At 73.6% G+C, this 12,007-nt stretch carries 11 protein-coding genes and 1 riboswitch; of the genes, 2 read left to right on the top strand and 9 right to left on the bottom strand.

All coding sequences use genetic code 11. The features are described 5' to 3' along the window. Positions 1-29 precede the first annotated feature (29 nt). Positions 30-1,397, top strand: coding sequence for an MFS transporter (locus ACQPYX_RS17165; protein ID WP_433798527.1), 1,368 nt, complete (start codon positions 30-32; stop codon positions 1,395-1,397). A 20-nt stretch (positions 1,398-1,417) separates the two neighbouring features. Here ACQPYX_RS17165 and gcvP read toward each other — a convergent pair whose 3' ends face one another. From gcvP to ACQPYX_RS17125, 8 genes are all read right to left on the bottom strand, one after another. Next, positions 1,418-4,330: an aminomethyl-transferring glycine dehydrogenase gene (gene gcvP, locus ACQPYX_RS17160; RefSeq protein ID WP_433798526.1), complete on the bottom strand. Its 2,913-nt coding sequence runs from the start codon at positions 4,328-4,330 to the stop codon at positions 1,418-1,420. A gap of 220 nt (positions 4,331-4,550) precedes the next feature. After that, positions 4,551-4,655, bottom strand: a riboswitch (glycine riboswitch). A gap of 64 nt (positions 4,656-4,719) precedes the next feature. Further along, complete coding sequence (locus ACQPYX_RS17155) at positions 4,720-5,337, bottom strand: MerR family transcriptional regulator (protein WP_372460414.1); 618 nt, start codon at positions 5,335-5,337, stop codon at positions 4,720-4,722. Positions 5,338-5,497: 160 nt separating this feature from the next. Continuing rightward, entirely contained in the window at positions 5,498-5,965 is a 468-nt protein-coding gene (locus ACQPYX_RS17150; protein WP_026204493.1) for a bifunctional nuclease family protein, read from the bottom strand. 284 nt (positions 5,966-6,249) lie between these two features. Beyond that, complete coding sequence (locus ACQPYX_RS17145; protein WP_433803745.1) at positions 6,250-7,092, bottom strand: MerR family transcriptional regulator; 843 nt, start codon at positions 7,090-7,092, stop codon at positions 6,250-6,252. Positions 7,093-7,162: 70 nt separating this feature from the next. Beyond that, positions 7,163-7,624 (bottom strand): glycogen accumulation regulator GarA, encoded by a 462-nt coding sequence (garA, locus tag ACQPYX_RS17140; RefSeq protein ID WP_230751742.1) that lies wholly within the window; start codon positions 7,622-7,624, stop codon positions 7,163-7,165. Between the two features lie 264 nt (positions 7,625-7,888). Continuing rightward, on the bottom strand, positions 7,889-8,275 hold the full coding sequence (gcvH, locus tag ACQPYX_RS17135; protein WP_433798525.1) for a glycine cleavage system protein GcvH: 387 nt from the start codon (positions 8,273-8,275) through the stop codon (positions 7,889-7,891). 43 nt (positions 8,276-8,318) lie between these two features. Further along, positions 8,319-8,891 carry a CDP-alcohol phosphatidyltransferase family protein gene (locus ACQPYX_RS17130; RefSeq protein ID WP_230751740.1) on the bottom strand — a complete coding sequence of 191 codons (573 nt, stop codon included), beginning with the start codon at positions 8,889-8,891 and terminating at the stop codon, positions 8,319-8,321. Between the two features lie 28 nt (positions 8,892-8,919). Further along, positions 8,920-9,687 (bottom strand): 3-hydroxybutyrate dehydrogenase, encoded by a 768-nt coding sequence (locus ACQPYX_RS17125; RefSeq protein ID WP_433798524.1) that lies wholly within the window; start codon positions 9,685-9,687, stop codon positions 8,920-8,922. Between the two features lie 167 nt (positions 9,688-9,854). On the opposite strand from ACQPYX_RS17125, the gene ACQPYX_RS17120 reads away from it, so the two are divergent. Beyond that, positions 9,855-10,991 (top strand): glycosyltransferase family 9 protein, encoded by a 1,137-nt coding sequence (locus ACQPYX_RS17120; RefSeq protein ID WP_433798523.1) that lies wholly within the window; start codon positions 9,855-9,857, stop codon positions 10,989-10,991. On the opposite strand, the gene selD is transcribed toward ACQPYX_RS17120, so the two are convergent. Beyond that, the gene (gene selD, locus ACQPYX_RS17115) at positions 10,984-11,988 is read right to left on the bottom strand and encodes a selenide, water dikinase SelD (protein ID WP_433798522.1); all 1,005 of its coding nucleotides are present in this window, start codon (positions 11,986-11,988) and stop codon (positions 10,984-10,986) included. The two genes, ACQPYX_RS17120 and selD, sit on opposite strands and share 8 nt — an antisense overlap. Between the last annotated feature and the right edge of the window lie 19 nt (positions 11,989-12,007).

The raw sequence follows: 12,007 nt of genomic DNA, 5'->3' as shown, positions 1-12,007 counted from the left end.
GGGCACACCGGACGTATCTGGTGTCGGTCATGTCGACGACGACTCCGGACACCGAGGTCGGGAAGCGGACACTGCGCCGGGTCGCCCGGCGCCTCCTGCCGCTGCTCGTGCTCCTGTACTTCGTCAACTACCTGGACCGGGTCAACATCGGGTTCGCGGGCCCGAACGGCATGAACGCCGAGCTCGGCCTCACCGCGACGATGTTCGGGCTGGCGTCGGGCATCTTCTTCATCGGCTACCTCGTGCTCGAGGTGCCCTCCAACCTGGCGCTGCACCGCTTCGGCGCCCGGATCTGGATCACCCGCATCCTCGTGTCGTGGGGGATCATCGCCACCGCGATGGCGTTCGTCCCCAACGCCACGGTGCTCATCGTGCTGCGGTTCCTGCTCGGCGTGGCGGAGGCCGGGTTCTTCCCCGGGATCATCCTGTACCTGACCTACTGGTTCCCGGCCGAGCAGCGGGCGCGCGCGGTCGCGCTGTTCATGACGGCGGTCCCGGTCTCGGTCGCCGTCGGTTCGGTGGTCTCGAGCCTGCTGATCCGCGCCGGCGACGGGCTCTTCGGCGCGTCCGGCTGGCGTGTCATGTTCGCCGCCGAGGGCATCCCCGCGATCCTGCTCGGGGTGCTCACGTTCTTCGCCCTGACCGACCGTCCGGGCCAGGCCCGCTGGCTGCGCGACGACGAGCGGGCCTGGCTCACCGAGAAGCTGGAGGCGGAGGCCCGGGCCACCGAGCGCACCGCGCACTGGCCGCTGCGCCGCGCCCTGACCCACCCCCGGATCCTCGCGCTGGCCTTCGTCTACTTCGGCATCACCTACGGCCTGTACGCGCTGAGCTTCTTCCTCCCGACGATCGTCGCGGGCTTCGAGCAGCAGTTCGGCACCAAGCTCGACGTACTGCAGCGTGGCTTCGTCACCGCGATCCCCTACGTGATCGCCGCCGTCGTCATGGTGGTCTGGGGACGGCGGGCCGACGCGGCGCGGTCGATGCGCGGCCGCGCCTGGTTCGTGGCCGCCCCGGCGCTGCTCGGTGGCCTCGCGATCCCGGTCGCGCTGTACCTGGCGAACCCGTGGCTGGCGATGGGCGCGGTGACCCTGTGCGCCGTCGGCGTGTGCGGCGCGCTGGCCCCGTTCTGGGCGCTGCCGTCGCAGTTCCTCACCGGCGCGGCCGCCGCGGGCGGGATCGCGCTGATCAACTCGCTGGGCAACCTCAGCGGGTTCACCGCGCCCTACATCACCGGCGCCCTCGCGGACCTCAGCGGTTCCCAGCGCGCCGGTCTGTGGGTGGTCGGGGTGTGCATGGTGGCCGCGGCCGCGGTGGCGGTGGCGGTGGGCAGCCGGATCGGCCGGGAGGTGGGCGAAGCCCCTGTGAGTACTCATCCGTCCCCTGGCACGGATTAGTACTCACAGGGCGCAGCCACCTACGCCTCCGCCAGCTCCTCCAGGGGCGGGCAGGAGCACACCAGGTGCCGGTCGCCGTGCGCGGAGTCGATCCGCCGGACCGGGACCCAGATCTTGTCCGGACGACCCGCGGCCGGGAAGGCCGCCTCCTCCCGCGTGAACGGGTGGGTCCACTCGTCGACGAGCACCGAGCGGGCCGTGAACGGGGCGTGGACCAGCGGGTTGTCGTCCGCGGGCCACTCCCCCGCCTCCACACGCGCGATCTCGGCGCGGATGGCGATCATGGCGTCGCAGAACCGGTCGATCTCGGCCAGGTTCTCCGACTCGGTGGGCTCCACCATCAGCGTGCCGGCCACCGGGAACGACATCGTCGGGGCGTGGAAGCCGTAGTCGGCGAGCCGCTTGGCGACGTCGTCCACGGTGATGCCCGAGGCCTTCGTCAGGGGACGCAGGTCGAGGATGCACTCGTGGGCGACGAAGCCGCCCGGGCCGGTGTAGAGCACCGGGAACGAGTCACGGAGGCGCGCGGCCACGTAGTTCGCGGCCGCCACGGCGGTGAGGGTGGCGCGGCGCAGCCCGTCGACGCCCATCAGCCGGATGTAGGCCCACGAGATCGGGAGGATGGACGCAGAGCCCCACGGCGCGCCGGCGACCGGGCCGATGCCGGTCTCCGGGCCCGCCGACGGCTGGGCCGGGTGGTTCGGCAGGAACGGCGCGAGGTGCTCGGCCACGCCGATCGGCCCGACGCCGGGTCCGCCGCCACCGTGCGGGATGCAGAAGGTCTTGTGCAGGTTCAGGTGCGACACGTCCGCGCCGAAGCGGCCCGGCCGGGCGAGCCCGACCAGCGCGTTCAGGTTGGCGCCGTCGACGTAGACCTGGCCGCCCGCGTCGTGCACCGCCGCGAGGACCTTGCGCACGTGCGGCTCGTAGACGCCGTGCGTCGACGGGTACGTGATCATGATGGCCGACAGCGCGTCGCCGACCTCGCCGATGACCTTCTGCAGGTCCTCGAGGTCGACGTCGCCGCGCTCGGTGGTCTTCACGACCTTCACCCGCATGCCCGCCGAGATCGCCGACGCCGCGTTGGTGCCGTGCGCCGACGACGGGATGACGCAGACGTCGCGGTGGGTGTCGCCGCGGGAGTGGTGGTAGGCGCGGATGGCGAGCAGCCCGGCGAGCTCCCCCTGCGAGCCGGCGTTCGGCTGCAGCGACACCGCGTGGTAGCCGGTGAGGTGCACCAGCCACGCCTCGAGGTCGTGGATGACCTGCAGCATCCCGGGCGCGTCCGACTCCGGCGCGAACGGGTGCAGGTCGGCGAAGCCCGGGTAGGTGATCGGCTCCATCTCGGCCGTGGCGTTGAGCTTCATCGTGCACGAGCCCAGCGGGATCATGCTCCGGTCCAGCGCCACGTCCTTGTCCGACAGCGCGCGCAGGTAGCGCAGCAGCGAGGTCTCGCTGCGGTGGCGGTGGAAGACCGGGTTGGTCAGGTAGGCCGAGGAGCGGACCAGCGGTGCGGGGACGGCGTCCTCGGTGGCCGCGTCGAGGTCGGCGATCTCGAGCTCGCCGACGCCGAACGCCCGCCAGATCGCGGCGAGGTGTTCACGGGTGGTCACCTCCGAGCAGGCGACGCCGACGTGGTCGGCGTCGACCTCGCGGACGAGGACGCCTTCCCGACGACAGGCGCCGGTCACCTCGGCCGCCTGCCCCGGCACGCGGACGAGCACGGTGTCGAAGAACTCGCGGTGGACGACCTCGACGCCGCCCTTGACCAGGCCCGCCGCGAGGACGGCGGCCATACGGTGGGTGCGGCGCGCGATGTCGGCCAGGCCCGACGGGCCGTGGTACACGGCGTACATCGAGGCGATGACGGCGAGCAGCACCTGCGCGGTGCAGATGTTGCTGGTGGCCTTGTCGCGGCGGATGTGCTGCTCGCGGGTCTGCAGGGCGAGCCGGTGCGCGGGATTGCCGTCGGCGTCGATCGACGTACCGACGAGGCGGCCCGGGAGCTGCCGGGCGAGCTGCTGGCGCACGGCCAGGAACCCGGCGTGCGGGCCGCCGAAGCCCAGCGGCACCCCGAAGCGCTGCGTGGAGCCGACGGCGACGTCCGCGCCCTGGTCGCCGGGCGGCGTGACCAGGGTGGCCGCGAGGAGGTCGCAGGCGGCGACGACCTGCGCGCCGCGCTCGTGGGCCGCGGCGATGACGGCGGTGTGGTCGCGCAGGGCGCCGCTCGCGCCGGGTGCCGCCAGCAGGAGCCCGAAGAAGTCACCCTCGGGGAGCTCGGCCGTGGCGTCCACCAACTCGATCGCGATCCCCAGCGAGTCCGCCCGCGTGCGGAGGACGGCGATCGTCTGGGGCAGGGTGTCGGCGTCGACGAGGAACTTCTCGCCCCGGTTCTTCACCACCCGACGCAGCAGCATCATCGCCTCGACGGCGGCGGTGGACTCGTCGAGCATGGAGGCGCCGGCGACGTCGAGGCCGGTGAGGTCGCAGACCACGGTCTGGAAGTTCAGCAGCGCCTCGAGCCGGCCCTGGCTGATCTCGGGCTGGTAGGGCGTGTAGGCGGTGTACCAGGCCGGGTCCTCGAGCACGTTGCGGCGGATCACCGGCGGGGTGAGCGTGCCGTGGTAGCCCAGACCGAGCATCGGCACGAGCGTGGTGTCCGACCCGGCGAGGGCCCGGAGCTCGTCGAGGACCTGTGCCTCGGTGGCGGCCGGCGGCGGCACCTGGTCCCGCGAGCCGCTGGACTCCCAGTCGGCCGGGTCGGTGCGGATCGACGTCGGCATCGCGGCGTCGGCGAGCTCCTCGAGCGATCCGACGCCGATCGTCTCGAGCATGCGGGCCAGCTCTGCAGCGTCCGGGCCGATGTGGCGCTCGGAGAACGGCCGACCGTGCTCGAGGGCGGCGAGGGAGAGACGATCACTGCTGGGGCTCACGGGGGGCCTCCCGGCATCCGGCGGTCAGGGTCTCCCCGGCGTGCGCCACGACGGGCACACCGGGATCCCTCCCCCTCTGCCACTGCCCGCTCCGGGTCCTGCGCGGGCGCCTGAGAGCTTCACCGGACCTCGACCCCGACGTCGGGCGTCGGGCCGGCTTGCACCATCGGCGGGCGGTCCCCGTCATCGCTGACGGAGGCCACCGCTTTCCAGAGGTGGTCTGACCCACGCGGTACGGGATGCCTGAGAGATTCCGGGGAGGAGTTGCTCCTTCGGCGCCTGCGTCCAGAGGCTTCTGACTGCAGGACTCTCCCGCGTGGGGTGAGCGACCAACGCGCGTGACGTTACCGTGACGGGTACGCCGTGTCAGCCCACCGGGCGCGTGAGGTCTACCCCGCCGACCGGGCGCCCCGGTTGCGCCGGGAGGCCAGCTCGTCCTCCGGCGCGTGCTCGACGACGGCCGCGCCGGCACCGGCGCGCTCGGCCGGGAAGTGCGCGATCGAGCCGGACAGCTCGCGCATCGCGCCGCCCACGGCGATCCCGAACACGCCCTGGCCGCCCTGCAGCAGGTCCACGACCTCCTCGGGGGAGGTGCACTCGTAGACGGTGACGCCGTCGGAGAACAGCGTGATGCGGGCGAGGTCGCGCACCCCGTGGCGACGCAGCTGCTCCACCGCGGTGCGGATGTTGTTCAGCGACACCCCGGTGTCGAGGAGGTTCTTGACCACCTTGAGCACCGCGAGGTCCTTGAACGAGTACAGGCGCTGCGAGCCCGACCCGGTCGCGGTGCGGATGCTGGGCACGACGAGCTTGGTACGCGCCCAGTAGTCCAGCTGGCGGTAGGTGATGCCGACGATCTGGCAGGCGGCCGGCCCCCGGTACCCGAGGACGTCGTCGTTCGGGCCCTCTCCGAAGAGCTCGTCGGGGAACAGGGAACCCTGCTCCCCCGCGGGACCCAGCGGCTGCAACGAGGCACCCTGCTCGGGCCGCTCTCCGGCTCCCGCCACGCTTGCCTCCTCCTACTGCCCCGACCTGGTCAGACGACCGTACGAGGGGTGTCCACGGGGGTCAACGCGACGCGCGGCCAAGTCTCCACCTGAACTTCACGGTGAGACGAGCGGCGCGTCGCGGACGACGCGCCGACCCCGCTGCCCGACCCGCTGTCGATCACGTGCCGGCGAAGTCCTCGGGCGACACGGTGTCCAGGAACTCCCGGAACTTCTCGACCTCGTCCTCCTGCTCGTCGGGGATGACGAGCCCGGCCTCGGAGAGCACTCCCTCCTCGGCGTGGATCGGCACCCCCACCCGCAGGGCGAGCGCGACCGAGTCGCTGGGCCGCGCGGACACCCGGACGTCGCCGTCGAAGACGAGCTCCGCGTAGAACGTGCCCTCCTGCAGGTCGGTGATCCGCACCTGCTCCAGGCGCCGGTCCAGCGCGCCCAGGACGTCCTTGAGGAGGTCGTGCGTCAGCGGCCGCGCGGGCTTCACGCCCTGCTGCTCGAGGGCGATCGCGGTGGCCTCGACCGAGCCGATCCAGATCGGCAGGTAGCGGTCACCGTCGGACTCCCGCAGGAGGAGGATCGGCTGGTTCGCGGGAAGTTCGACCCGTACGCCCACGACACGCATCTCACTCATGCGTCTCGCCTCCTGTTCCGGCCCTGGCGTGCGGGACACGCCGTGATCTGGAGTCTCGACCCTGGCCACGCGATCAGCCCGTGCGACCGGAGTCGACGGTGGAACGCTACACGCTCCGGGGCCTCCCGGGGCGGTGGCGAAGCCCCGCCCGGCGACTCACCGTGAGCCTTCCCGACGACGGCTCGCGGGGTTCGGCCGGCGCCGAGGCGACCGGCGGGGTCGCGGGGCCGGACACACGAACGGGCCGCCGGTCACCGAGGTGACCGACGGCCCGTCGGGACGAGTCAGCGGCGCAGGCCGTGCCGCAGGCCGGAGCCCACCAGCAGGGCGTGCAGCCGCCCCGAGAGCGCGGCGAGCTCGCCGGAGAGGTCGTGGGCACGGCGCGTGGCCTCGGGGGCCCGGCTGCGCGCCACGGGGGTGACGAGCTGGGTGAGCAGCCCGACCTCGCGGTCGGCGCCCGCCCGCAGCCCGCGCAGCAGCCGCGGCTCGACACCGAGCGCCGCGAGCGACGCGGCGGTCCGGGCGATGACCGGCGCCTCGGGCTCGTAGCGGCCGGACACGTCCGGGCGCAGGATGCCGTGGTGCTCGAGCGAGGTCAGCAGGGCCTCGTCGACCCCGTCCTCGGCGAGCACCGTCTCGCGGTCGACCCCGTCGACGTCCTCCCCGGACGACACGCCCGCGAGGGCGCGGTCCGGGTCCTCGTCGGAGGGGCCCGTCGGCGTCCAGGGCCCCACGGCGCTGAGCGACCGCGGCCGCGGCACCGTGCCCCCGAAGCCACCGTCGAACCCGCCACCGCCACCGCCACCGCCGGGTCCGCCGGTGCGCGGCGCCGCGGTGTCCGCGGGCGACACGACGTCGGGCGGGGCCGTCAGCACCGGGCCGTCCGGTGTCGGCGAGGCGTCGAACTCCTCGAGCTTCGCCCGGATGACCTTGAGCGGGAGGTAGTGGTCCCGCTGGGCGGAGAGCACGAAGCGCAGCCGCCGGATGTCCGCGTGGGAGAACTGGCGGTAGCCGCTCGGCGTCCGCGCCGGCGAGATCAGGCCCTCGGACTCGAGGAACCGGATCTTCGAGATCGTGATCTCCGGGTAGTCGCTGCGCAGGGCGTCGAGGACCGCCCCGATCGACAGGGCACCCCGCGAGTCGCCCTGGGGCAGACCCGCCGCCGTCACGCCGGCTCCTTCGCCCCGCTCGCCCGGCTCACGAGTACTCGGCGCCCGGTCCGCCCGAGCCGGCGTCGCGCGGCCCGGTGAGGAAGACCAGCCGGAACTTGCCGATCTGCACCTCGTCGCCGTTGGCGAGCACCGCGGTGTCCACCGGCTCGCGGTTGACGTAGGTGCCGTTGAGGCTCCCGACGTCGACGACCACGAACTCCGCGCCGTCGCGGCGGAACTCCGCGTGCCGCCGGGAGACGGTGACGTCGTCGAGGAAGATGTCGCTGTCGGGGTGCCGACCGGCGCTCGTGGTGTCGCGGTCGAGCAGGAACCGCGACCCCGCGTTCGGGCCGCGCTTGACGACCAGCAGGGCCGAACCGGCGGGCAGGGAGTCGACCCCGGAGACGCCGCCCCGGGGCTCCTCGCCGGTCTCGGCGAGGAAATCGGCCCGGAAGACCGACGTCGTCTCACCCTGACGCTCGGGGGGGACCGGACCGCCTGTGCTCACCGTGCTCCTCCGTCGAAGTCCGTCGTGCCGTGGATGCTCGCGTGCCGCTGGTGGTGCTGGGCTCGTGCGGTTCCCCGCAGGGTCCCTCACCCGGGTGCGTCACCCGGCCGGGCCACCCCCACGGCGCCCGGTCGGGAGCGTGGGGACGAGGCCGTGGTCACGGTACCGTGCGTCACCATCACGCCGTGGGTCGGTCCCGCTTCGTCGTCCCCTACCGATGTCAACGCGGCGTGACCGGATCGGTCACGCATCGTCGGGGGTGAATCACGCCCCGTCGACGACGGCCTGGTAACCCTCCGCGTCGAGGAGTTCGGAGCGCTCCCCGGCGTCCGAGAGGCGCAGCTCGAACATCCATCCGGAGCCGTAGGGGTCGGAGTTGACCTGCTCCGGGGTGTCGCCCAGGTCGGAGTTCACGGCCGTGATCTCGCCGGCGAGCGGCGCGTAGATCTCCGACACCGACTTGGTGGACTCGACCTCGGCGATCGAGTCGCCGGCCGTCACGGTGTCGCCGACGGTCGGGAGCTGGACGAACACCACGTCGCCGAGCTGCTCCTGCGCGAAGTCGGTGATCCCGACCCGCACCACGTCGTCGTCGCCCGCCGACGCGATCCACTCGTGCTCCGCGGTGTACTGCAGACCCTCGGGGACCACGACGACTCCTCCTACGGTGATCGGGTGAACGGTCCGGGGGACCCTAGCGTGCGGGTGTCCGGATCAGCTGGACGACGTAGAGGGCGCCCGACCACAGGTGCAGCGCGATGCCCCACGCGGTGAACGCGTAGGCGACCGGGCGGGCGAGGTCGGCGCCCGGCCAGTCCATCTGCGCGAGCAGCAGCAGCGGGAACGCGTAGAGCAGGCAGAGCGTCGCGGCCTTGCCGAGGTAGAGCACCGGGAAGGCCAGGTAGCCCTTGCGGCGCAGCAGCGGCAGGGCGGCGGACACCACCACGTCGCGGCCGACGATCAGCACCACGACCCACCACGGCACGATGTCGCGCACGACGAAGGCGACCAGTGCCGCGAGGGTGTAGAGCCGGTCGGCCAGCGGGTCGAGGGCCTCCCCCAGCTTGGAGTACTGGTCCAGCCAGCGGGCGAGCTTGCCGTCGAGCCAGTCGGTGACCCCGGAGATCACGAGCACGATCAGCGCCCAGCCGTCGGCCCGCGGCCCGAGCAGCAGCCAGAGGAACACCGGCACGCCGGCGAGCCGGATCACCGACAGCAGGTTCGGGACCGTCAGCCATCGCTCGGACGCGATGCCCCGGATCGTCACCCGCGGAGTCTCGCAGTCCCCACGGGGATCAGCGCGCGGTCCACCCCATGTCCATGGTCACCGGCACGCCGGTGAACGTGGACCCGGCGGGCGTTGTCAGGAAGGCGACGACGTCGGCGACCTCGCTCGGCTCGATCAGCCGCTTCAGCGCGTGCGGGGTGAGGATGACCTCCTCGATCACCCGGTCCTCGCTGATGCCGTGCGCCTTCGCCTGGTCGGCGATCTGCTTCTCCACCAGCGGCGTCCGCACGTAGCCCGGGCAGACCGCGGCGGCGGTGATGCCCTGGGCCGCGCCCTCGAGGGCGAGCGTCTTCACCAGGCCGAGCACGCCGTGCTTGGCCGAGACGTAGCCGGCCTTGAACGGGCTGGCGGCCAGCGCGTGCGCGGAGGCGATCGGGACGAACCGGCCGCCGCGGGGCGCCTCGACCAACGAGGGCCACGCGTACTTGGCGAGCAGGAACGGGCTGGTCAGCAGGATCTGCAGCAGGGCGTCCCAGCGGTCCTCGGGGAAGTCCGCGACCGGCGAGACGTGCTGGAAGCCCGCGTTGGGCACGACGAGGTCGATCCGGCCGAACGCCTCGAGAGCGGTGTCCACCGCGGCCCGGTTGCCCTCGCGGGTGGTCAGGTCGGCGCCGAGGGTCTCCGCGCCCTTCAGGTCGTCGGGGTTGTTGCTGGCCTGGAGGTCGACGCCGAGGACCTGCCAGCCGTCCGAGACGAGGCGCTCGACGACCGCGCGGCCGATGCCGCTGGTGGAGCCGGTGACGATGGCGGCGCGGTCTTCTCCCGGGGTGCTCACGGACCCGACGGTAGGTGGCCCGCGCCACCCGCGACAGGTGGGTCCCACACCCCGACCGCCACCCGTGATGTGTCCGGCACACAGCGCCGGGGCCCGTTCGGCGCTCCCGGGGCACCTCCGGCCGTCTTGACCGGTGGCGCGACGGGTCGGGTGGGCACCACGGGCCCGTGACTGCCCTGGTGACCACACCCGCCGTCGGGAAGGCTCCGGCCCTCGGCGTGCCCGCCGACCCCGCCCCGCTCGTGCCGGACGTGCGGCGGTTGGCGATCCTGCGGGCGAACGGCCTCGGGGACCTGGTCGTGTCCGAGCCCGCGCTGTCGGCGGTGCGTGCGGCCTACCCGGACGCCGAGATCACCCTGCTCGGCCAGCCGCACTCGGAGGCGCTGCTCGCCGGGCGCCCCTCCCCCGTCGACCGCGTGGTGTTCGTCCCGCCGGTGCCCGGCGTGCGGGTGGGCCCCGGCCCGGACGCGCCGGCCGAGGTCGTCGAGGCGTGGGCCGCCGAGCAGCGCGCGTACGGCTACGACCTCGCGATCCAGATGCACGGCGGCGGCGGGAACTCGAACCCGCTGGTGAGCCGGCTCGGGGCCCGCGTGACGGCGGGGACGGCCGCACCGGGTGCGCCGCGCCTCGACCGGTGGGTGCCGTACACGCCCTACCAGCACGACACGCTGCGCTGGAACGAGCTGGCCGCGGCCGTCGGGGCGCCGACCCCGCGGATCGAGCCGCGCCTCGCGGTGACCGCCGCGGACCTCGCCGCCTCCCGGGACGTCGTCGCCGAGACCGACGAGCCGCTCGTCGTCGTGCACCCGGGCGCCACGGACGCGCGGCGCTGCTATCCGGAGGACCGGCTCGGTGCGGTGGCGGCCGGGCTCGAGGGTGCGCGCGTGGTGGTCGTCGGCGGTGGCTCCGAGGGCGAGCGGGTGGCCGGGGTCGCGCGCGGGTACGCGGCGGTGACCGGCCGGGAGCCGGAGACCGTGGTCGGTGGGCTCACCCTGCCCGGACTCGTCGGCCTGCTCGCCCGCGCCCGCCTGATGCTCGGCAACGACTCCGGGCCCCGCCACGTGGCGGGCGCGGTCGGCACGCCGACCGTCGCGGTGTTCACCTACGCCAACCTCGCCGACGTCGCACCGCTGACGCGCGTGTGGCACCGCGTGCTCGTGTCGTGGCACGGCGGCTGCGCGGTGTGCGGCCGCCGGGTCCTCGAGGGCTGGTGCGGCCACCACGCGTCGGCGACGCACGACGTGCCGGTCTCCGACGTCGCCGAGGCCGCCCAGGACCTGTGGGCGCAGACCGCACTCATCTGAGCCGCAGGCGCACCCCGTCGTCGGGAACGAGCTCCCCGATCACCGGGTGGCCCGGGATCTCGCCGACGAGCAGCAGACCGCCGGAGGTCTGGGCGTCGGCGAGCAGGATGCGGTCCTCCTCGGCGGCACCGTCCAGGTCGGACTCCGGGGCGACCCAGTCCAGGTTGCGCCGTGACCCGCCCGGCACGTAGCCCTCGCGCAGCGCCTCGCGGGCGCCCTCGAGGTACGGCACGGCGGCCGTGTCGATCACGGCGGTGACGCCGGAGGCGCGGGCGAGCTTGAAGGCGTGACCGAGCAGGCCGAAGCCGGTCACGTCGGTCCCGGCGACGATCCCCGCCTCGACGGCCGCGCGGGACGCGGCGGCGTTCAGCGTCGTCATCGTCTCGACGGCGGCGGCGCTCACCTCGCCGGTGACCTTGTGCCGGTTGTTCAGCACGCCGAGCCCGAGCGGCTTGGTGAGCGTCAACGGCAGCCCGGCGCGCCCGGCGTCGTTGCGGATCAACTTCGCCGGATCGGCCGTGCCGGTGACGGCCATGCCGTACTTGGGCTCCGGGTCGTCGACCGAGTGCCCGCCGGCGACGTGGCAGCCGGCCTCGTCGGCCACGGCGAGCCCGCCGCGCAGCACCTCCGCGGCCATCTCGTAGGGCAGCACGTCGCGCGGCCAGCAGAGCAGGTTGAGCGCGACGACGGGCCGGCCGCCCATCGCGTACACGTCCGACAGCGCGTTCGCGGCGGCGATCCGCCCCCAGTCGTAGGGGTCGTCGACGACGGGCGTGAAGAAGTCGGTGGTGGCGATCAGGGCGAGACCGTCGCGGATCGTCACGGCGGCCGCGTCGTCGCCGTCCTCCAGCCCGACGACGAGCTCGCCGACCCGCTCGGCCGTCGGCGCGGGGGCGAGGGTGCGGACGAACGACTCCAGCTCACCCGGCGGGATCTTGCAGGCGCACCCGCCGCCGTGGGCGTATCCGGTCAACCGCTTGTCCGCCACCGCCGTCATGTCCTCATCCTCCGTCAGA

The sequence above is a fragment of the Actinomycetospora sp. CA-084318 genome (assembly GCF_050955885.1).
In the GTDB taxonomy this organism is placed as follows: Bacteria; Actinomycetota; Actinomycetes; order Mycobacteriales; family Pseudonocardiaceae; genus Actinomycetospora.
This window is presented reverse-complemented; position numbering and strand designations above follow the sequence as displayed.

Bases quoted from the DNA above. Each gene is read 5' to 3' on its own strand.
- ACQPYX_RS17165 (WP_433798527.1), top strand. From the start codon at position 30: ATGTCGACGACGACTCCGGACACCGAGGTCGGGAAGCGGACACTGCGC.
- ACQPYX_RS17150 (WP_026204493.1), bottom strand. From the start codon at position 5,965: ATGAGTGAGATGCGTGTCGTGGGCGTACGGGTCGAACTTCCCGCGAAC.
- selD (WP_433798522.1), bottom strand. From the start codon at position 11,988: ATGACGGCGGTGGCGGACAAGCGGTTGACCGGATACGCCCACGGCGGC.